Genomic DNA, 20,517 nt, shown 5'->3' with positions numbered 1-20,517 from the left:
TTCCATGCCGTCCAAGCCGGAACTCCGGCGTGCCGTCACGCCCTGGGGCTCGTTCTCGTGGGGCTACAGCGACGTCGGTGCCGACATCTTCGTCGGCCTGGGCCTCGTGCTCGGCGCCGCCGCCGGCGCGTCGAACGTCGCGTTTCTCTTCGCCGGGATCGTGTACGTCTGCATCGGCCTCGCGTACACCGAACTCGCGGCGACCTATCCCGTCGCGGGCGGCGGGCAGTATTTTGTCATGCGCGGGCTCGGCGACGTTTTCGGCTTCATCGCGGGCTGGGCGGTTCTGCTCGACTTCACGATCGACATCACGCTCTTCGCCTGGTCGTGCGTCGACTATCTCGGGCAGCTCGTCCCGTTTCTCGCGCTGACGCACCATCCGTGGGTGCATTTCAGCGCCGCGTTCGCGCTGATCGCAGGGCTGTGTCTGCTCAACCTCGTCGGCGTTCGCGAATCGACGACGTTCAACGGGATCGTCTCGGCGCTCGACGTCGTGAGCGAGACGTCGATCCTCTTCTTCGGCTTCCTCTTCGCGTTCAATCCCGATCTGCTCGTCCACGCGATGACGTTGTACTGGCCGACAAACGACCATCTGCTGCTCGGCGTCTCGCTGGCGATCATCTCGTTCGTGGGACTCGAGTCGATCTCGCAGGCGGCGCAAGAGACGCAGCGTCCGGCGTCGATCATCCCGCGCACCTCGATCGCCCTGATCCTAACGATCCTGGTCTACGCGCTCGCGTACGCGAACTTGGCGCTGGGGATGATCCCCGCCAACCCCGTCCCGCCGGACGCGCACGGCCACGCACAGACGTTCTTCCAATTTTTGGGCAGCACCGCGAACCAGGGTTCGGCGGTCGCCGTGCTGGCAGCGAACGTTCCATATTTCGGGAAACTCGCGGCGCTCTACGTCCCGATCCTGGGCGCGGTGCTGCTGCTGATCTCCTCGAACTCCGGCGTGTTCGGTGCGTCGCGGATCGCGTACGCGATGAGCCGCTCGCAGCTGCTGCCGTCGGTGTTCGAACGCGTCCACCCGCGCTACCGCACCCCGGCCGTCTCGATCGTCGTCTTCTGCGGCGTCGCGCTGGCCGTGCTGGTCTTCGCGGCGCTCCCGTCGCTCGATCCCGGTGCCGACGCCGTCTACACGCGCTTCTTTCACGGCGAGGCGGGGCTCGACGTGCTTGCCGACCTCTACGCGTTCGGTGCGGCGACGAGCTACTCGTTCGTCTTCGTCGCGCTGATCGCGCTGCGGCTGAAGGACCCGCTGAGTCCGCGCAAGTTTCGGATCCCGATCAACATCCCTCTGACGTTCCGCGGTGAACGCGCGCTCTTTCCGGTCGTCGGCGTGATCGGCTTTCTCGGGATCTTCTCGATCCTGATCTTCACGATGCTCACCCACCCGATCGGCCGCGTCGCCGGACCGCTGTGGCTGGGCTGCGGCATCATCGGCTATCTGATCTACCGCCGGCGCAAGGCGCTCCCGCTGTGGGATTCTCGTCCGATCGACTGGGAAACGCAGCAGATCACGATCTTGAAGGAAGCCGGCGAGCTCGAACTGATGGACGAGCTGATCGAGAAGCTGCGCGCACGCGGGAAGGCGCCCGGCGTCGCGAAGGCACCCTGATGCGGGTCGACCGAACCCTCGTGTACCGCTATCGTGCCGTGTTCGGCCTGGGCTTCGTCGTGCTCGGCGGCGTCACGCTCTGGCGCGTCGCGACTGCCGCGGCGCCGGCCGGGAGCAAGGTGCTCGGCGCCCTGCTCGCCGTCGCGATGATCGGCCTCGGGATCGCGCGGCTCGTGCAGTACCAGCGCTATCGCCGGGAGAACGGCGCCGGCCGATGATTGCGATCCACCCGCTCGGCGTGCTGATCGCGCTGGTGATCGTCGCCCTGATCGGGGCGACGATTTACTGGATGCTCCATCCGCCGCCGGCGCCCGCCGATATCGTCGCCGAGCGCGCCGAAGCGGCGCTCGAGGAGATGGCCGGCAGCATCATCGTCGTGTTCTCCGAAGACATCCACTCGGAGCACATGATGGTGCTCGCCGCGCGGCTGGCGCGACGCGAACGCGCCGAGCTGCTCGCCGTGTACATCGTCGAAGTCCCGCTGATCTTGCCGCAGGGCGCACAGATGCCGCAGGAAGACCGGCGCGCGATCGAGGCGCTGGCGACCGCGGAGGCGATCGCGCAGCACGGCGGCGTCACGATTCGCACCGACGTGATCCACGCGCGGCAGGTGAGCACGGCGGTCGTCGATCTCGCCAAACGCGAAAGCGCCAACCTCATCATGCTCGGCTCGTACCGCGAGGGAAAATACACCGGCGCGCCGCTCGGGCGCGCGATCGAGTCGATCGCGTCGAGCGCGCAGTGCGACGTCCTCATCGGCGTCCCGGGCCCGCACGGCCGGATGCTGACGCTCGAACGCCCGCCGGCAGCCGCGCGCCGCAACGGCGCGGGGTGAACGCGCCGCTCATCGCGGCGATCGAGCACCGCGACGCCGGTGCGGCGATCCGTCGCCTCGCCGTGCCCAACGCGCTGGCACTCCTGAGCGATCAGCTCCTGGGGATCGTCGACACGATCGCGATCGGCTCGCTCGGCACCGCGGCGCTCGCCGGCATCACCGGCGCAACCGCGGTGTTTCTCGTCTTCGGGATCGGGCTGTTCGCGTTCGGCAGCGGCCTGCGCATCATCGGGGCGCAGGCGATCGGCGCCGGACGCGGCGATCGGTTCGGCACGATCGTGCGTTCGTCCGCGATCGCGCCGCTCGGGATCGCGATCGCCCTCGCGCTGGCGTTCAGCGTCGGCGCGAACCCGCTGATGCACGCGATCCTCCCCGTGGGCGCGCCGGTCGACGCGTCGGCGCGTTATCTCGCGCTGCGGTACTGGTGCCTCGTCCCGATGGCGATCAGCGGACAACTCGTCATCGCGTTCGCGACCGCCGGCGATACGCGCCCCACCTTGCGGTTGCTGATCGCGATCAATGCCGTGCACATCCCGCTGCTGCTCGTCCTCGCACTGGGTCTGGGCACGCATCATCCGCTCGGTTTGACGGGTGCCGGCATCTCGTCGCTGATCGCGGAATTCGTGGGCCTCGGTTACGTCGTGTACGCGACGACGCGGCGGCCGGAGCTGCGCGTCTTCTCCTCCTGGCGGATCGACGCCGCGCTCGTCCGCCAGACCGCGTCGCTGAGCTGGCCGGAGTTCGTTTTTCTCACCCTGCAGATTCTCCCCGAGCCGGTGACGATCGCGTTGCTCGCGCCGGCGGGAGCGGAGACGGTCGCCGCGTTTCGCGCGCTCTCGCTGGTGAACGACGCGACGTGGGCGATCCCGGGCTCGCTCGGCGACGCCTGCGAGGTGATCGTCGGACAGCGGATCGGCGCGCGCGATTACGCCGGAGCAAAGGCGTTCCGCCGCGAGTCGCTGCGGATCGGGATGATCGTGTGCACCATCGCCGGTGTCGCCGTCGCGGTGTTGTCGTGGCCGCTCGCGGCGATCTGCACGCTCAATGCCGGTCTCGCGACGATCGCGGCGCTTCCGCTCGCCGTTCAAGCCGGCGTGACGCTCCCGCTCAAAGGGTTCGCGATGACGATGCTGGCGCCGATCCGCGCGTCGGGCGATGCGCGTTTCGTGATGGTGATGGGGATCGTCACCACCGCGATCGCGATCGGCGGGATCGCGCTCGGGATCGTGACGCTCCACCTCGGGCTCTGGGCCGTGCCGCTCGGCTGGGCGACGAGCTGGGTCTTCCGCGACACGGTGACCGCCCTGCGCCTGCGCAACGGCGATTGGGAACGCCGCTGCATCCCGACGCACTAAACCCCGTCACCCTGAGCTTGTCGAAGGGCGGCCGAAAGCGGCGCGTTTCCTTCGCGCGCGTCAGGGGCTGCGCTTCGACGAGCTCAGCATGACATCAGCGGGACGCGAAGGCTCGTGCGTCTTCGGCTTCGAGGATGTCGAGGATGCGGTCGAGATCGGGGCGTTCGGCCATCACCGGATGCCGCTCGCGCACGAGCTGCTGGTCTGCGGGCGACATCCGCGAAGCGAGGAACGTCTCGAACTTCGCGTTGATGCTCTCGCCGGCGCCGGCCGGAATTCGCTGGGCGAGCCACGCGACGACGTCGTCCTCGGTCGCCGCGCGGGCGACCGCGTCGCGGAACTCGTTCATGTCGAGGCCGAGCTTGCGCACGACCCAAGCGCTGAAACCGGTGTCGTGGTTGAGATACGGCCCCATCACGCCGCCCGGCAGTTCGGCGCGCAGCTTGTCGATCGTGCGCGGCAGAAAGTACACGCCGCAGAGCACCGCGCGCGGCGGCCGCGGCGGCTGTGTGGTGAGATCGAGCGGTTCGATGACGGGCTCCCTTCGTCAGTGCGATGCGACCCAGCGCTTGCGCAGCGCGTCGAGGACCAGCGCGAGCAGGATGACGATGCCGAGCACGATCATCTGCGTGTACGACTCGATGTTGAGCAGGTTCATCACGTTGTTGAGCACGCCGATCAGCAGCGCGCCGAAGAACGTTCCGACGATCGTCCCGCGCCCGCCCATCAGCGAGGTGCCGCCGACGACGACCGCCGCGATCGCCTGCAGTTCGTAACCGGTCCCGGTCTGCGGACCGCCCGACGCGAAGCGCGACATGAGCACGAGCCCGGCGAGCGCGGAGAGTCCGCCCGAGATCACGTAGACCAGCGTCTTCATCCGCGACGTGTTGACGCCGGCGAGCCGCGCCGCTTCCTCGTTGCCGCCCAGCGCCAGCACGTAGCGCCCGAAGACCGTGCGGCCCAGCAAGAGCGCGAACGCGAACACGACGATCAGCATCACGACGACTTGGTACGGGATCCCCGTGAAGCCGGGCACGCTGAAAAATGTCCCCGTCCCCAGCCACGTGAACGGATCGCTGTCGTTGAGCGGGATCGGCTGGCCGTGGGCGAGGATGTACGCGAGGCCGCGTGCGACCTGCATCATCGCGAGCGTCGTGATGAAGGGCGGCAGGCCGAGCTTCACCACCGGCAGCGCGTTGATCCAGCCGGCCGCGCTCCCCACCGCGAGCGCGGCGAGCAGGGTCACGACGAACGCGAGCGGCGCGGGGAGATGCAGCGCGTTCGCCGTCAGCGCGGCGACGACACCGCCCAGGCCGACGATCGAGCCGACCGAGAGATCGATCCCGGCGGTGATGATCACGAACGTCTGCCCGACGGCCATAATCGCGTTGACGGTGATCTGGCGCAGAACGTTGGTGAGGTTGCCCGCCGTGAGGAACGCGCCGTGCGTGAGCGCGTTGACCGCGAAGACCAGCACGACGAACCCGATCGCGAGGCCGCCGTTGCGCAGGGTCGCTTCGCGGCGTTTCTTCGCGACGGCGTCGCCGGCGCGCGCGTCCATCACCGCCTTGACGTCGGTCATTCCGGCGCAGCCTTCGCCGGGGCCGCCTTCACGGCCGCCGCGGCGGCGATCACGTTTTCCGAGGTCGCTTCGCCGCGCGCGAGTTCGGCCTGGATCCGGCCGCCGCGCACGACGAGGACGCGATGCGACATGCCGAGCACTTCGGGAAGTTCGCTCGACACCATCACGATCGCTGCACCACGCTGCAGCAGCTCCACCATCAACGCGTAGATCTCCGCCTTGGCGCCGACGTCGATCCCGCGCGTCGGCTCGTCGAAGAGGAACACGTGCGCGCGGTCGACCAGCCACTTCGCGAGCACGACCTTCTGCTGGTTCCCGCCGGAGAGGTTGCGCACGATCTGTTCGCTCGACGGCGTGCGGATGCGCAGCTCGGCGATCTCCTCGTTCGTCGTCGCCGTTTCGACGGAGCGGTCGACGAACGCGCCGCGGACGAAGCGCTTGAGGCTCGCGAGCGTCGTGTTCTCGCGCACGCTCATCCCGAGCACCAGGCCCTGTGCCTTGCGGTCTTCGGTGATCAGCGCGATCCCGGCGGCGATCGCGTCGTGCGGCGAGCGCACGATCACGCGCTTCCCTTCGACCGCGATCTCGCCGCTGGTGGGGATGTCGGCGCCGGCGATCGCGCGCACGATGTCGGTGCGCCCGGCGCCGACGAGCCCGGCGAGTCCGACGACCTCGCCCGCGCGCACGGAGAACGTCACGTCGTGCACGGGAACGCTGCCGTGTGCGGAGAGTCCCTTCACGTCGAGCACGACGCGCGCATCGGGCGCGACCGGCGGCACCTCGGGGAAGTGCGCCTCGAGCGAGCGGCCGACCATCAGACGGATCATCTCGTCCTGCGGCATCTGCGCGATCGGCCGCGTCTCGATCGCTTTGCCGTCGCGCAGGACGGTGATGCGGTCGGCGATCCGCGGCAGTTCTTCGAGGCGGTGCGAGATGTAGACGAATGCAACGCCCTGCGCTTTGAGCTTGCCGATCAGCCCGAAGAGCGCGTCGATCTCGCGTTCGGTGAGCGCCGCGGTCGGTTCGTCCATGACGATGAGGCGCGCGTGGCGCGCGAGCGCCTTCGCGATCTCGGTGAGCTGCTGCTGCGCGACGGTGAGCCGGCGCGCCGGGACGTCGAGCGGCAATGCGATCCCCAAGTCGGCGAGGACGCGCGTCGCCTGCTCGTGCGCCGCCGCGCGATCGAGCAGCACGCCGCGGCGTGGTTCGTTGCCGAGCACGATGTTCTCGACTACGCCGAAGTCGGGGACCAGGTTGAACTCCTGATAGATCATCCCGATCCCCAAACGTTCGGCGGCCTTCGGCCCGTCGATCGCGACGACGGTGCCGTCGATCACGATCTCGCCCGCGTCGGCCGGCTGCGCGCCGGCGAGGATCTTCATCAGCGTCGACTTGCCGGCGCCGTTCTCACCGACGAGCGCATGCACTTCGCCGGCGTTCACGTCGAAGGTGACGCCGTCGAGCGCCTTGACGCCGGGAAACGCTTTCGCGATCCCGGTCATGCGCAGCAGCGGCGCAGCCGGAGGCGCGACGGTCATCCGCTACTTGGCGTCGGCTTTCGTGAACGTGCCGACGTCGACGGCGATCTTCGCGGGCGGCGTCTTGCCGTTGAAGTAGTCGTGGATCGCGTCGATCGTCTTCGCGCCGATCTGATCGGGATGCTGGATCGCGTCGCCGTACATCGTGCCGTTTTTGATCGCGGTCTGCGCTTCGGGCTGCGCGTCGTAGCCGACGATCACGATCTTGCTCGAGAGCCCGGCGGCGGAGACCGATTTGGACGCGCCCAGCGCCGAGTCGTCGTTGATTCCGAAGACGCCCTTGAGGTCTTTGTGCGACTGCAGGATGTCGTCCATCACGGAGGAGGCCTTCGCGCGCTCACCGCCGCCGTCGATGTCGGCGACCACGGTGACGTTGGGGCAGTTGGCCTTGAGCGCTGCTTTGAAGCCCTTGACGCGGTCCTGCACCGAGGTGACCTCGGGCTCGTCGATGATCGCGATCGTGCCGACGTGGCCCGGGAGGCCTGCGCACATCAACTTGCCGGCCTGTCCGCCGCCCTGCACGTTGTCGCTCGCGATGTGCGAGACGACCTTGCCGTCTTTCGCCGCGTTGGCGATGTCGGCGGTGAAGACCGGGATCCCGGCCTTGTTGGCCTCCACGATCGCGCTCCCGATCGCCTGCGAGTCGTACGGAGTCAGTACGATCGCGGCGACCTTCTGCGAGATGAAGTCCTCGACTTGGCTCTGCTGTTTCGCGTTGTCGCGGGCGGCGTCGACGACGTTGACCGTGTAGCCGTACTTTGCGGCCCGCGCCTTCATCCCGGCTTCCATGTCCTGATAGAAGTGCGCTTCGCGGTTCTGGACCGAGAAGCCGATGGTCTTGCCGCCGCCGGACGACGCGGCGCTCGGGCTTGCAGCGGTCGACGTGGTGGTCGTGGAGGTGTCGGTACTCTGGGTGCAGCCGCCGAGGGCCAGACCGAGCGTGCACGCAAGAACGAAAGGCTTCTTCATACCGACGAACCGGATGCGGGGGCCGGTTCCGGAACCCCTGCGGGCGCGAATCGACGTCCGAATTGCCAAGTAGTTGAGAGTCGTTCGCAAGAAGATTGACCGCGACCAGGCGGCCGACAATTCTCGCACGGCGCACTTGACAACCCCGTCAGAATCCGTTTTTTCGCCGACGCGGCCGCAGCCCGCGGCGCAAAAACCGCGCAGCGACAAGGTCGGCGAGCGGTTATCCACAGTACCCGGCCGCGCGGCTGTGTACCGTGTGGAGACGGATTCGCGTTTCCTTCCTCCCGGCGCGCCCGCCCTAGCGGAGCCGGGCGCGGCGCGTGAACGCACGGCGATGCTGGCTCTCGCTTATTCTGCCGCGATCGCGGGGATCGATGCCTACGTCGTGCGGGTCGAGACGCACGCTTCGGCCGGAACCCCGTCGCTGACCCTGGTCGGGATGGCCGACCGCGCGCTGGGCGAGTCGCGCGAACGCGTCCGGGCAGCGATCGTGAATTCCGGCTTCGCGTTTCCACCGGGGCGGCTGGTCGTCAACCTCGCGCCGGCCGACCTGCGCAAATCGGGCGTGGCGTTCGAGCTCGCGATCGCACTTGGTCTGCTGGCGAACGACGATCAAATCGAGCGCGGCGCGCTGCGCGGCTTCGTCGCCTGCGGCGAACTCGCGCTCGACGGCACGCTGCGCGCGGTGCCGGGCGTGCTCGCGATGACGCTCGCCGCGCAGCGCGCCGGCTTCGCGAACATCATCGTCCCGGAGGCCAACCGCGACGAAGCCGCGCTCGTCGACGGGATCGATGTCTTCGCCGTGCCGGCACTGGCCGATGCGGTCGCGGTCGTCCTCGGTCACGGCGCGGCGTTCCGCCGCCGCGGCGCGACGGTCTTCGACGCGGCGGCGCGCGACGTCGGCGACTTCTCCGACGTGCGGGGTCAGGCGCTCGCGAAGCGCGCGCTCGAGATCGCCGCCGCAGGCGGCCACAATGTCGTGCTCGTCGGGCCGCCGGGATGCGGGAAGACGATGCTCGCGCGGCGCGTTCCGTCGATCTTGCCGGCGATGACGAAAAGCGAAGCGCTCGACGTCACCAAGATCTACAGCATCGCCGGGCTGCTCGGCGCGCGTCCGCGCGTCGTCTCGCAGCGTCCCTTTCGCTCGCCGCATCATACGGCGAGCCGCGCGTCGCTGGTCGGCGGCGGCGCGTTCCCGCGACCGGGAGAGATTTCGCTCGCGCAGCACGGCGTGCTCTATCTGGATGAGCTCGCCGAATTTCCGCGCGCGACGCTCGAGGTGCTGCGTCAGCCGCTCGAAGAGGGAACCGTCACGATCGCGCGCGTCGCCGGCACGCATGCGTTCCCCGCGCGTTTCACGCTGGTCGCATCGATGAATCCATGTCCGTGCGGGTTCCGCGGCGACCGCGACGCCGACTGCCGCTGCGACGACGCGCTGGTGGAGAAGTATCTCGGCAAACTCTCCGGGCCGCTGCTCGACCGCATCGACTTGCGCGTCACGGTGGCGCGCGTCTCGTTCGGCGAACTCTCCGGCCGCGACGGCGCCGGCGAGAGCTCCGCGGTGATCCGCGCACGCGTCGAGGCGGCGCGCGCGCGGCAGACGCGGCGATTCGCCGAACTCGGGGTCGAGACGAACGCCGCGATCCCGGCCGCGGCGGTTCGGCGCTTCTGTGCGCTCGACGGCGACGCGCTCGCCCTGCTCGACGCGGCGGTGACGCGCGGCGCGCTCAGCGCCCGCGCGTTCGACCGCGTCACCCGCGTCGCGCGGACGATCGCCGACCTCGCCGGTTCCGAGACGATCGCACGGCCGCACGTCGCCGAAGCGCTGGTCTATCGGTCGGGAACGGTTCGCGGCGCGAACGCCGCGTAACACGTTCGCGCAAAGCCGGCTTTGGGCGCTGCACCGCTACGTGACGCTGCCGGCAGTCTCGGCGAACGGTAACCCGACGTAGTTCTCGGCGAGGCTTTCGGCGGCGGCGCGCGATCCGATGAGATAATCGAACTCCGCGCGCTGCAAGCGCCGCTCGAATGGATCGTAGGTGTCGTAGCGGTGCAGCAGCCGCGTCATGAACGCCGAGAACCGCTGCGTCTTCCAGATGCGGTCGAGGCACGTCTCCGAATACGCATCGAGAAGATCGATCGATCCGGCGGCAAAGTAGCGCGCGAACGCCCGGGCGAGAACGCGCACGTCGGCGATTGCGAGGTTCATCCCCTTCGCGCCGGTCGGCGGAACGATGTGGGCCGCATCGCCGGCCAGAAACAGCCTTCGGTACCGCATCGGCGCGCAGATGTAGCTGCGCATCGGGGTGATCCCCTTCTGGAAAATCGGCCCCTCGACGATCTCCTTGCCGACGCCGGCGGCGAGCCGCAGGCGCAGTTCCGACCAGATGCGGTCGTCCGGCCAGGTCGCCGGATCTTCGTCGACGCCGCACTGCAGGTAGATCCGGCTGACCGTCCGCGAGCGCATCGAGATCAGCGCGAAGCCGCGTTCGTGGTTGGCGTAGATCAGCTCTTCGGAGACCGGCGGCGATGTCGCGAGAATGCCGAGCCACGCGAAGGGAAACACGTGGTCGTACACGTTCAGCTCGGCGGCCGGGATTGCGGCGCGCGCCGGACCGTGAAAGCCGTCGCAGCCGGCGATGAAATCCGCCTCGATCGTGCGCTCAACGCCGCCGTCATCGCGGTAGCGAACGCGGGAGCCCGGGGCGGAACCTGTCTCCGGATCGATCGCCGTGACTTCGCAAGAAAAGTGCAGCCCGAGACCGTCGGCGAGCCGCGCGGCGATGAGGTCCTTGACGACTTCCTGCTGCCCGTAGACGACCACCGACTTGCCGTTCGTGAGGTCTTCGAAGTCGATGCGGTGACGCGTGTCGCCGAACTGCAGCTCTATGCCGCGATGGATCAAGCCCTCGCGCCGCATCCGGGCGCCGACGCCGATCTCATAGAGCAGCTGCGCGGTTTGATGTTCGAGCACGCCGGCGCGAACGCGCCCTTCGATGTAGTCGCGGCTGCGCGACTCAAGGACGATCGTCTCGATGCCGGCGCGATGCAGCAGATGCGCGAGCGTCAGGCCGGCCGGCCCGGCGCCGACAATCGCGACGCGCGTCCGCTCCGATGCGCTCATCGTTCGGCGCCGTGCAGGGGTGGGTCGCTCGTGTGATCGCTCATCGGTCCGTTCGACGCTTGCGGGGGCCTCGGCACACGATCCTCCGCACCGGCCCGCACGCGTAAGCGGGCCGGGGTCCGAAGGCCGGGACGTTCAGGGACTTTCGGGGTGATCGTAAGCGAGTCGTAATTTCGATTCGGCACAATGAAGCTCCCAGCCATCATCCGAGGGAGTTTTGCATGAACGGCACCGGCGTGCGGCGATACCGCCTCGTGGTCATCCAGAGCCAAAGTATCATCGCCAAGGCGCTGTGCGGTCTGCTGGCGCGCGACGTCGAACTTGACGTCGCCAGCGACGCGCGCACGCTCGACGAAGGATGCCTCAGCGTCCACCAGCCCGACCTGCTGCTCGTCGACTTCGACGACGTCTCCGCCGAGTTCGACGAACTCGTCCAGCGCGCGCGGGCGCAGTCGCCCGGGACGCGCATCGTCGTCCTCACCTCGCACCCGCAGCAGATCTCGATGCAGCGCTGCCTCGCGTGCGGCGTCGACGGGTATCTCGCCAAAGACGTCTCGCCGGGCGAACTCATCCGCGCCTGCAAGGCGGTCGCGCGCGGCGAAACCTACTTCGATCCGCGCGTCGCCGGCGGACTGCTGCGGCGCCTCAAATCGGATCAGCCCGCGCACGACGAGCTCTCGTTGCGCGAGAGCGAGATCATCCGTCTCATCGGCGTGGGCCTCTCGAACAAAGAGATCGGCTGCCGGCTCTACCTCTCGGAGAAGACCGTCAAGAACCACGTCAGCCGGATCTTTTCGAAGCTCGGCGTCACCGCACGCACCCAAGCCGCCGTCTACGCGATCCGCAACGGCATCGCCTGAGCGGATCGCGGACGCCGCTGGTCAGCGGCGCAGGTTCGGTGAGAGATTCGACGCGACGTCGCGATAGAGATGGCGCATCGCGTCGATGAGCAGGGAGCCGACGCGGAACATCCCGTCGCCAGAGAGCCGCAGCGCGGTCCACGGCATCGCTCCGTGACGCTGCACCAGCAGATACGTATCCGAACCGACCGGATAGATCGCGAACTGGTCCGACTCCGCGATCGGTTCGATCCCTTCGATCGTCGCGCGATCGAACTGCTCCAAGAAATCCATGACGACGTCCCCTTCGCCCGGACGCAGCCGGGCCGCCCGAGTAGGTTCGCGGGCGGCCCCGGAAGGACCGTTGACGGCGGCGGTCAGTTCGCGCGCGGCGCGACGCGCGGAGCAAATCCGTCCATCTTCGACGATCCGCGCGCGAGCAGGTAGAGCCGTGGAAGGCCGCGGCGGTGAGCATCGCGACGCCCATCAGGACCTCGTTGACCGTCTGGAACGGCCGCTCGCGATCGCTCATCCGATCACGGTAAGATGATGGACGCGCGTGACGCCGGGAACCGAGAGCGCCGCGCGCGTCGCATCATCGCGTTCAGCCCACGAATGGACCGTCCCGCAGCGTGACGCTCGCATCGTGCGTCTCGACCGAGAGATGCTCGGCGTCCATCCCGGCGCGCCGCTGGAACACTTCCCGGAGTTTCTCTTTGATCGCCGGGACCGACGGATGCGGCCGCAGGGCGATGTGATCGGTGAGACCGCGCACGGCGGCCAGATTGCCGCACGGCATGTTCGGCGTGTTCTTTTTGATACGGCCAATCGACGGCGCCGTCGAGGGTGAGCCAGCCGTTCTCCGCCTGCACCTTGACGGCGTCTTCGGGGATGCTGACATCCCAGGAGAGCACGTTGAGCGCCGCCGCGATGATGTCCGCGTCGGTGCGCTGGTGGAAGGCGGGCAGATCGACGCTCAGCTCGCAGGCCAGTCTCTTGACGCCCGCGACGCGTTTGGCGGCCTCCTCGGCGGCGATCTTCTCGGCGTACGTCGAGACGCGCCCGGTGAGGGTGACGACGCCGTCTTTCGCGGCGACGCCGATGTGCGACGCATCGACGCTCGGATCGAAGCTGAGTTCTTCGGCGACGCTTTCCTGCAGATCGAGGTCGGTAATCTTCGTGAGCATGGGATTCCTCCGCACCGTCACGATACGCTCGACCCAAGAACGGTCCGTGAACGCTCGAGCTCGCTCGCGTTCACATGGCCGGCGAGAGGTGTTCATGCGTTGTTCCGCCGCGCCGCGTACCGTGCGTGCCATGAGCACTATCACCGAGTTCACCACCGTGGCGTGCCCGTTCGACCAGGTCCCGGACCGGCTCTCCGCCCATTTCGGCGGCAACGACGTCACGCCCCCGATGCGCGTGCGCCTCGGCGACCTCCGACTCGAACGCGACGTGCAATTTCATCTCAAGCCGAAACCCGGCTATCCCGGCTATCGGCTGCTGGACGTCTCGTGGGGCCCAAGGACGGCGGCCCGTATCCCCATTTCCACGGCACGCTCAGCATCGCCGAAGATGCGATCGGATGGCCGCATCGAGATCGACGGCACCTACCAGCCGCCGCTCGGGATCGCCGGCGTCGCGTTCGACGCTGCGATCGGCCATCGCATGGCGCAGAGCACCGCCGCCGAGCTCCTCGACGAGCTCAAGCGGATCCTCGCGAACGGCTCGACGCCGTGACTTCTCGCCGGGGCGGGCCTATACTGAAGCACCCACGGCAAGAAAAGGCATCGCATGTCGACGGTACGTGAGCGAATCTACCTCGAAGCCCCCTTCACCGAGGCGGCGGGCGCGCTCGAGCGCCGGCTCGGCCTGGAGCGCGATCATCAGCACGGACGCTGCGAGCTGACGCTCGTCGTGCCCTCGTCCGAGGGACGCGAACTCGCGCGCGTCGTCGTCGCGGAGACCTAGCGCCTGTCGCACGGCGTCAATTACGCGTCGAAGTATGCGATGCGGTGGGACCCGGGTCACACGGCGCGCGGCATCCCCACACCGGCTTCACGGGGACGCTCTCGCTGAGCGCCGGCGAAGACTACGGCGAGTGCGAACTCCAGCTCGAAGGCCGCTAGATCCGCCGGGCGGCGCCGCCGGAAAAGTCTTCGACGAGATCATCGGACGGCGCATCGCGCATGCGACGCTCAGCGCGTTGCTCGACGACGTCGGCCGCGAGCTGCGCACCAGCTACGAACGCGTCGAAGCCGAGAAGCGGTCGCGCTGATGCCGGGGGTCGCGCTTGTGACGACGATCGCCGCACCGCAGGCCGCGGTCGCTCCGCGGCTGATGACGGTGCTCAGCGCATACGCGCAGCGCGATGACTTCGCGCTCGCCGCGCGCGTCGGCTTCGCCGGCGCGACGCTCAACGTCCCGGTGAAGCTCTGGCTGGTCGATCCGTCGTCGCGCACCGCCGACGCCATCCCGATCGCGATGGCGGCGGCACGGCACGAGGACTGGTTTCCGGTGTTCTCCGGCGAGGTGCGCGCTGCCGCGGGCGGGCGGATGGAGTCGTCGCTCCAGCTCAACGGCGAGTATCGCGTCCCGCTCGGCGCCTTCGGCCGCTGGTCGACGGCACCGCGCTCGCCGATGCCGCCGAATCGAGCCTGCGGGCGTTTCTGCAGCGCCTGCGCGCCGACGTCCTCGACGAAGTGCAACGCAGCGAGCTCGCGATTCGCCGGCACGAAGGCTAGTCCGCGAAATGATAGCGCACGGCAGTGAGGTGCCCGCGCCACACCGCGAACGCGCCCTCGGGCGGCGCCCACGACACCTCGACGTCGGCCGGGATCATCATCCCGTCGAAGCGCGCGTACGCACTGCAGCGCCCGATCCAGCGCGTCAGCACCGGCGTCCCGTTCACATCGCGATACCGCATCGCCGAGATCGTGGTGAGCTCTCCGTTCGGAGCGAACTCGGCGTCGAGCGAGACGGTGGTTCCGCGATCGGTCAGCGTCGCGCGCGCACGGCGTTCGTCGAGCGTCGTCCACGCGACGTCGCCGCCCGGCGCGAAGAAGGTCGGAAACCAGATCGCCTCGGCGAGAAAGCGCGGCAGCGCGGCGGCGTCGATCTCCGCTCCGCCGGGCTGAGAGAAGACCGGGATCGCCCCAGCGAGCGCCGCCTCCGAGGCGCCGCGCCCAGCGACGTAACCGTCGCGCACCCGCAACGGGACGAACGGCATCGCGCGCACCGACGCGTCCCAGACGAACCCCGGCGGCCGCACCGTAAACGCCTCGACGGCGGTGAACGGCATCCAACGCGCCTCGGGCGCCGCGCGCATCGTTCCGGTCTGCGTCATGTGCGCGCTCACGATCCGCGGCGCGTCGCGCGGCAACGCGATGCAAAGGTAGCGCGCAACGGGCGCCGGGAGCGCTTCGGCGCGTTCCGCCGGCATCGCCGCCTCACCCTCGACCGGAACGGCCGCGAGGCGGCGAATCGTACGCGCCGTCGTCACGCGCCACGAAAGGTTCCCCGCGAGGATCGCGGAGACGACACTCGCCGCCAGCACGGCGCCGGCCGTCCGCGCGTTCACCGCGCCACCACGCGTGTCTGCAGCGCAGCATGCTCTCTCATGCGCCGCTCAGCGCGTCACGAGCATTGCATAGTGATACGCAAACGCCCCAGCCGGTGTAACGTGCGGCGCGAACGACCGCAGCCGCTCGCGCGCTTCGCCTTCACTGTAGACGTGATCGTTCGGCGGCCCGATCGTGCGGTTCGGATCGCGCCGCCAATCGACCACGAGGGCGACGCCGCCGGGTTCCAAAAGATTCAGCATCCCCCGCAGGGCGTCGTCGCCGAGTTCGTGCAGCACGTTCAAGGCGAGGATCCGCTGCGCGCGCTGGGGCGCGTGCAGCAGCCCGGCGGCGTCGACCGCCGTGACCGGCGAGGCGGGTGACGCCGCGAGCTTCTCGCGCACGATGCCGAGCATCGCATCCTGTTCGTCGACGGCGAGCACGCGGAGGTCCGGTCGCCGTTGCGCGATCGCAAACGCGTAGAGCCCCGTACCGGTGCCGAAATCGATCAGCGTCGAGCCGGCCGGCGGATCGAGGAGCGCGAGCAGGGCATCGGGCGCGACGTACGTGAACCGCTCGGGATCGTCGAGCACCGCAGCGCGCGCCGGATCGAAGCGCTCGGGCTGACGAGCACCGTGACGATCGTGCGCGTGCGCGCCGTGCGAATGAGCCATCGAGACGAACCTACCATGCCCGGGTTCGGCCTCGCCAGCGTCGCGCTCGTCACGCTTCGCTCCGCCGGCACCGTCGGGCTTCACCTTGGCGGGGTTTCGACCGACCGTTATGGTCGGATGTCGACCCCGCCCAGTCTCGCAACCTTCCCGGCCGCGCGAGCGCAGCAACGCTTTGCGCTGGCGCTGGCGGCCGGGCTCGGCGTGATCGCTGCGGCGGCGCTGCCGTTCGCGCGCACGCCGCTCCCCGTCGTCGCGGCATTTCTCCCGGCGTTCGTGACGTTCGTCGTGCTGAGCGATCTGCTCACCGCGCTGCTCCTGCTGCGCGACGCCTTCGACACCCGCTCTCCCGGCATCACGGTGCTGGGCTGCGCGTATCTCTTCACCGGACTGCTCATGGTACCGCATCTGCTGGCGTTCCCCGGCGCGTTCGGCGACGGCACGCTGTTCGGCGCGGGTTCGCAGGCGGCGGTGTGGCTGTGGGTCGACGCGCATGCGGGGTTCCCGCTCTTCGCGCTGGGCTATGCGCTGCTCGCTCGCAGCCGGCGGCGAGTGCGCACGCGGACGATCGTCACCGCGGCGGCCGCGACCGCCGGACTCGTGGCGGTGACGGCGGCGGTCACGTTCCGCGCGGGAGAGCGGCTTCCGGCGATCATGGCCGACGGACACGTTCACGCGATCCTCGCCTGGGGCCCGGCTCCGGCGGTCGCGGTCCTGCTGGCGACGTCGCTCGTCGTTCTCGTGACGCTGCCCTCGCGCACGACGATCGCGCCGCTCTGGCTCACGGTCGCGTGCTGGGCAACGCTGATCGACGTCGTGATCAGCGCAGCAGGCGGCGCGCGCTACAGTCTCGGCTGGTACGTCGCGCGCTTCTGCGCGCTGGCGGCGTCGTCGGCGATGCTCACCGCGCTGGTGCTCGAAACGTCGCGGCTCGTCTCGGCGCTGGGCTCGAGCGAACGCCGCCTCCGTGCCGTCGTCGAGGGCGTCGGCGACGCGCTGCTCACCGTCGACGGCGACGAGCGCATCACCGGCGCGAACCGCGCCGCGCTCGAGTTGTTCGGAGACGAGCTACAAGGGCGCCGCGCCGACGACGTGCTGCGCGCCGCCGGCGTTCCGCTGGAGATCGGCCGGGGCGAAGGCGTGCTGATCGCGCGCGACGTGACGGAACGCCAGCGCGCGATCGACGAAGCGATCGAGGCCGCGGCGGTCAAATCGCGCTTTCTCGCGACGATGAGCCACGAGATCCGCACGCCGATCAACGCCGTCGTCGGGACCAGCGAACTGCTGCTCCAGACGGAACTCGACAACGAAGGGCGCGACTACGCCGAAACGATTCGCGGTTCGGCCGAGGCGCTGCTCTCGGTCGTCAACGACATCCTCGATTTTTCGAAGCTGGAAGCCGGCGCGACGGAGATCGAACGCGAGCCGTTCTCACCGCTCGAACTCGTCGAGAGCACGGCGGACATCCTGGCAGCGTCGGCGCGCAAAAAAGGGGTCACGCTCGCGACGTACGTCGCGCCCGACGTTCCGCGGCGGGCGATGGGCGACGCGCACCGCGTCCGCCAAGTGCTTCTCAATTTTCTCTCCAACGCCGTCAAGTTCACGAGCGAGGGATCCGTCGTCGTGCGGGCCGTCGTTGAAACGAGCGAGACGCCGCGGCGCGCCGTCGTGCGTTTCAGCGTCACCGACACCGGGATCGGCATTACGCCCGAGGGATCGGCGCAGCTGTTCACGCCGTTCCGCCAAGTCGAGGCGGGGACGACCCGCCGCTTCGGAGGCACCGGCCTCGGTCTCTCGATCGCCAAACGCCTCGTCGACCTCATGGGCGGCGACCTCGGCTACGAGAGCGTCCCCGGCCACGGCAGCACGTTCTGGTTCGCGCTCCCGCTCGAACGCGTCGAGGCGGCACCGCCTGCACACGGCGTCGATCGCAATCCGCTGCGCGGAGCGCGCGTTCTCATCAAAGGGGCGGACGCGACGACGCGCGGTGTGCTCGAGCAGTACCTGCTCGCGTGGGGTGCGATCGCGACGCGCACGTCGCGCGCGGCGCCGCCGGACGTCATCCTCGTCGCGAGCGACAAGGGCGCCGATCTCACGGATGTGCTGCAGCGCGCGCGCTCGCACGGCGACGCGAGCCCCGCGGTGCTGGTGGCGATGCACGACCGTCCGGGCGAAGCCGAAGAGGCGGCGGCCGCCGGCTTCGCGGGGTACTTGCGAACGCCGCTCAAGACTGCCGCGCTGTTCGACGCGCTAGTCGCCGCACGCACCGGCGCCGCGCGGCCGCCCGAGCCGCGCTCGGTGACCGATGCGGTCGTCGGCGGCGACCTCGTCATCCTGGTCGCCGACGACAATTCCGTGAACCGCAAGCTCGCGCTGCAGCAGCTCGAAAAACTGGGCTATCGCGCCGACGCCGCGTGCGACGGCGCCGAAGCCGTCGACGCCGCATCACGCCGTGCCTACGATTTGATCCTGATGGATTGCGAGATGCCGGTCCTCGACGGTTTCGCGGCGACGAAAGCGATCCGCGCCGCGGAACGCGGATCGGACGCCCGGGCGACGATCGTCGCCCTCACCGCGAATGCACTCGAAGGCGACCGTGAGCGCTGCATCGCCGCCGGCATGGACGAGTACCTCGCCAAACCGGTCCAACTCGCCGCCCTGCGTCAGATGCTCGAGCGTACCGCGCGCAGGCTGACGCAGCGCGTGAGTGCCGTTTCTCACACGTAGGCACCTGCGAGGTGTAACAGACGAGGAATGCGGGTATGGACGGCGCCATGTCCCGTGAGTTGGTCCGTTGAACGCCCTGCCGCATCTTCTCGCATTCGACGGCTTTCTCGATATCAGCCGTTACCCGGACTTCCGGACGGCGTTCGTGGACGTCCCCGCGGACCGTCCCGTCCTGGTCGATTTGACGGCCTCAACCGGGGTTGATTCGACGTTTCTCTCGGAACTGCTCATGCTGCGCCGGCGGCACGCCGCGGGGCTGGCCGTGCTGATCCCGGTGCAGGGCACCGTACGGGAGATGTTCCTCCTTGCGGGGCTCGGACGACGCCTCGACGTGTTTACCGATCGCGCCGAAGCCGAGGCGTCGCTGCGCGGTTAGCAGCCCCGTGAAAAAATCGGCGCGTGGTTCGCGAACTGCCCGTTCAGCACGGTTTTCGGGAGGTCGGCGGACCTCTCGAAGCCCGTTGCCGAGCGGTTCATCTCGAAAACGCCCCTCGGGTCAGCATCACTTCGCATCATGTCGCGGCCCTCAGATTGCGTATCCTGATCAAGTTGTACGCCGCGGCCGTCCAGCGCACAATGTCGCCGACCAGATCAAGCCCGCGGAAATGCACCTTGCGCAATCGGCCGATCGTCTTGCCCCACCCGAAGCTCTCCTCGATCAACTTGCGCCTGCGTTGACTCACCGTGTAGCCCGGATGGCGGACGGTTCGGCGGTCGATCGCGCTGCGGCGACGGGTCGTATTTTGAGCAACGTGCGGCGTCACGTTGAGCGCTCGCAACGCCTCGACAAAGTCTTTGGTATCGTACGCCTTGTCGGCACCGAGCGTGATTCGGTTGCTTCCGCTGACCCCGCGAATCAATTCCAGCGCTGCTTCGCGTTCGGCGATCCCGGTCGCGCGAGTGGTCTTCACGCCGACTATCAAGCCGTTGCGATTCTCCATCAGAGCATGTCCGAGATAGCCGAGAATCGCCGGCGCGCCGCTGCTCTTGCGGTACAACCGCGCGTCCGGATCGGTACTCGAGACGTGCGTCTCGTTGCTGCGCGGCCGGCCACGAAAGTTCACGCCCTCGTTGCGACCGCCGCTCGAGGTCGGCGGTTCGTCGTCCGACTTGGGCCGAAAGCTCTTGTGGCTGGCCCACGCCTCGATTAGCGTCCCATCGACGGTGAAATGCTCGTTCGAGAGCAGTTCGTCGGCACGCGCCCGCTCGACCACAGCGGCGAAGAACCGCTCGGAGATTTCGCCATTCAAGAACCGATCGCGGTTCTTGCTGAACGTCGAGGGGTCCCAGATCTTGTCGTCCATGCTCAAGCCCACGAACCAACGAAAGAGCAAATTGTAACGCAACTGCTCCAGCAGCATCGGCTCGCTGCGGATCGAGTAGAACATTTGCAACAGCAAGGCTCGCAGCAGCTTCTCCGGCGCGATCGATGGCCGGCCCCGTCGGGAGTAGAGCTTGGAAAACTCCGGCGAGAGTTCGCGCAGAATTTCGTTGACCATCACGCGCATCGGGCGCAACGGATGATCGCCGGGCACGGTGTCTTCCGGCTGCAACGTCGTCCAAACGGATGCACGCTGCTCATCATGAGTCCGCATCGGCCGCAACCTCACCAAGGTATGAGGAGACTTGCTCTTATAATACGCGAAAAACGCCGTCACGCCAACATCAACTCGGCCGATTTTTCATTGGCCTG

At 68.5% G+C, this 20,517-nt stretch carries 22 protein-coding genes; 12 read left to right on the top strand and 10 right to left on the bottom strand.

All coding sequences use genetic code 11. From position 1 onward, the window contains the following. Positions 1–4 precede the first annotated feature (4 nt). From WPS_RS02935 to WPS_RS02920, 4 genes are read left to right on the top strand one after another with little or no spacing between them, the layout of a single operon-like run. Positions 5–1,621 (top strand): APC family permease, encoded by a 1,617-nt coding sequence (locus tag WPS_RS02935; RefSeq protein WP_317996366.1) that lies wholly within the window; start codon positions 5–7, stop codon positions 1,619–1,621. Then, positions 1,621–1,839 (top strand): hypothetical protein, encoded by a 219-nt coding sequence (locus WPS_RS02930; RefSeq protein WP_317996365.1) that lies wholly within the window; start codon positions 1,621–1,623, stop codon positions 1,837–1,839. The genes WPS_RS02935 and WPS_RS02930 overlap by 1 nt, the downstream gene beginning before the upstream one ends. After that, positions 1,836–2,456: a universal stress protein gene (locus WPS_RS02925; protein ID WP_317996364.1), complete on the top strand. Its 621-nt coding sequence runs from the start codon at positions 1,836–1,838 to the stop codon at positions 2,454–2,456. Before WPS_RS02930 ends, WPS_RS02925 begins: the two co-directional genes overlap by 4 nt. Further along, positions 2,453–3,811, top strand: a complete 1,359-nt coding sequence (locus tag WPS_RS02920) for an MATE family efflux transporter (RefSeq protein ID WP_317996363.1) — start codon at positions 2,453–2,455, stop codon at positions 3,809–3,811. The genes WPS_RS02925 and WPS_RS02920 overlap by 4 nt, the downstream gene beginning before the upstream one ends. 94 nt (positions 3,812–3,905) lie before the next feature. On the opposite strand, the gene WPS_RS02915 is transcribed toward WPS_RS02920, so the two are convergent. From WPS_RS02915 to WPS_RS02900, 4 genes are read right to left on the bottom strand one after another with little or no spacing between them, the layout of a single operon-like run. Then, entirely contained in the window at positions 3,906–4,343 is a 438-nt protein-coding gene (locus tag WPS_RS02915) for a DUF5069 domain-containing protein (protein WP_317997483.1), read from the bottom strand. Between the two features lie 15 nt (positions 4,344–4,358). Beyond that, on the bottom strand, positions 4,359–5,393 hold the full coding sequence (locus WPS_RS02910; protein WP_317996362.1) for an ABC transporter permease: 1,035 nt from the start codon (positions 5,391–5,393) through the stop codon (positions 4,359–4,361). After that, positions 5,390–6,931: a sugar ABC transporter ATP-binding protein gene (locus WPS_RS02905; protein ID WP_317996361.1), complete on the bottom strand. Its 1,542-nt coding sequence runs from the start codon at positions 6,929–6,931 to the stop codon at positions 5,390–5,392. The genes WPS_RS02910 and WPS_RS02905 overlap by 4 nt, the downstream gene beginning before the upstream one ends. A 3-nt stretch (positions 6,932–6,934) precedes the next feature. After that, complete coding sequence (locus WPS_RS02900; protein ID WP_317996360.1) at positions 6,935–7,900, bottom strand: substrate-binding domain-containing protein; 966 nt, start codon at positions 7,898–7,900, stop codon at positions 6,935–6,937. A 337-nt stretch (positions 7,901–8,237) separates the two neighbouring features. Here WPS_RS02900 and WPS_RS02895 point away from each other — a divergent pair, with 337 nt between their 5' ends. Beyond that, positions 8,238–9,773 carry a YifB family Mg chelatase-like AAA ATPase gene (locus tag WPS_RS02895; protein ID WP_405054922.1) on the top strand — a complete coding sequence of 512 codons (1,536 nt, stop codon included), beginning with the start codon at positions 8,238–8,240 and terminating at the stop codon, positions 9,771–9,773. A 36-nt stretch (positions 9,774–9,809) separates the two neighbouring features. Here the strand turns inward: WPS_RS02895 and WPS_RS02890 are convergent, their stop codons facing one another. Then, entirely contained in the window at positions 9,810–11,027 is a 1,218-nt protein-coding gene (locus WPS_RS02890; protein ID WP_317996358.1) for a 4-hydroxybenzoate 3-monooxygenase, read from the bottom strand. Between the two features lie 221 nt (positions 11,028–11,248). Between WPS_RS02890 and WPS_RS02885 the strand changes: the two genes are divergently transcribed. Beyond that, the gene (locus tag WPS_RS02885) at positions 11,249–11,887 is read left to right on the top strand and encodes a LuxR C-terminal-related transcriptional regulator (RefSeq protein WP_317996357.1); all 639 of its coding nucleotides are present in this window, start codon (positions 11,249–11,251) and stop codon (positions 11,885–11,887) included. A gap of 21 nt (positions 11,888–11,908) precedes the next feature. Here WPS_RS02885 and WPS_RS02880 read toward each other — a convergent pair whose 3' ends face one another. Together WPS_RS02880 and WPS_RS02875 are read right to left on the bottom strand one after the other, a co-directional pair. After that, entirely contained in the window at positions 11,909–12,160 is a 252-nt protein-coding gene (locus tag WPS_RS02880; protein ID WP_317996356.1) for a hypothetical protein, read from the bottom strand. A gap of 242 nt (positions 12,161–12,402) precedes the next feature. Next, positions 12,403–13,185 (bottom strand): BON domain-containing protein, encoded by a 783-nt coding sequence (locus WPS_RS02875; RefSeq protein ID WP_317996355.1) that lies wholly within the window; start codon positions 13,183–13,185, stop codon positions 12,403–12,405. Here WPS_RS02875 and WPS_RS02870 point away from each other — a divergent pair. The 4 genes from WPS_RS02870 to WPS_RS02855 all read left to right on the top strand — a co-directional run bounded on the left by WPS_RS02870 (position 13,184) and on the right by WPS_RS02855 (position 14,638). Then, complete coding sequence (locus WPS_RS02870; protein WP_317996354.1) at positions 13,184–13,606, top strand: hypothetical protein; 423 nt, start codon at positions 13,184–13,186, stop codon at positions 13,604–13,606. The genes WPS_RS02875 and WPS_RS02870 overlap by 2 nt on opposite strands. Before the next feature lie 54 nt (positions 13,607–13,660). Next, the gene (locus WPS_RS02865; RefSeq protein WP_317996353.1) at positions 13,661–13,837 is read left to right on the top strand and encodes a hypothetical protein; all 177 of its coding nucleotides are present in this window, start codon (positions 13,661–13,663) and stop codon (positions 13,835–13,837) included. Positions 13,838–13,967: 130 nt separating this feature from the next. Then, a complete protein-coding gene (locus WPS_RS02860; protein WP_317996352.1) occupies positions 13,968–14,144 on the top strand; it encodes a hypothetical protein in 177 nt (58 codons plus the stop codon). After that, positions 14,144–14,638, top strand: a complete 495-nt coding sequence (locus WPS_RS02855; RefSeq protein ID WP_317996351.1) for a hypothetical protein — start codon at positions 14,144–14,146, stop codon at positions 14,636–14,638. Before WPS_RS02860 ends, WPS_RS02855 begins: the two co-directional genes overlap by 1 nt. Here WPS_RS02855 and WPS_RS02850 read toward each other — a convergent pair. Next, positions 14,607–15,446 (bottom strand): DUF6920 family protein, encoded by an 840-nt coding sequence (locus WPS_RS02850; protein WP_317996350.1) that lies wholly within the window; start codon positions 15,444–15,446, stop codon positions 14,607–14,609. The two genes, WPS_RS02855 and WPS_RS02850, sit on opposite strands and share 32 nt — an antisense overlap. A 48-nt stretch (positions 15,447–15,494) precedes the next feature. Then, positions 15,495–16,184 carry a class I SAM-dependent methyltransferase gene (locus WPS_RS02845; protein ID WP_317996349.1) on the bottom strand — a complete coding sequence of 230 codons (690 nt, stop codon included), beginning with the start codon at positions 16,182–16,184 and terminating at the stop codon, positions 15,495–15,497. Positions 16,185–16,217: 33 nt separating this feature from the next. On the opposite strand from WPS_RS02845, the gene WPS_RS02840 reads away from it, so the two are divergent. Both WPS_RS02840 and WPS_RS02835 read left to right on the top strand, forming a co-directional pair. Next, positions 16,218–18,824, top strand: coding sequence for an MASE4 domain-containing protein (locus WPS_RS02840; RefSeq protein WP_317996348.1), 2,607 nt, complete (start codon positions 16,218–16,220; stop codon positions 18,822–18,824). Between the two features lie 67 nt (positions 18,825–18,891). After that, complete coding sequence (locus WPS_RS02835) at positions 18,892–19,200, top strand: STAS domain-containing protein (protein WP_317996347.1); 309 nt, start codon at positions 18,892–18,894, stop codon at positions 19,198–19,200. A 136-nt stretch (positions 19,201–19,336) separates the two neighbouring features. Here the strand turns inward: WPS_RS02835 and WPS_RS02830 are convergent, their stop codons facing one another. Continuing rightward, entirely contained in the window at positions 19,337–20,419 is a 1,083-nt protein-coding gene (locus tag WPS_RS02830; RefSeq protein ID WP_317994189.1) for an IS5 family transposase, read from the bottom strand. Positions 20,420–20,517 lie beyond the last annotated feature (98 nt).

Origin of the sequence: Vulcanimicrobium alpinum (assembly GCF_027923555.1) — a bacterium.
GTDB classification, from domain to species: Bacteria; Vulcanimicrobiota; Vulcanimicrobiia; order Vulcanimicrobiales; family Vulcanimicrobiaceae; genus Vulcanimicrobium; species Vulcanimicrobium alpinum.
The sequence above is the reverse complement of the archived record's forward strand: the minus strand, read 5'-3'. Positions and strand labels throughout refer to the sequence as shown.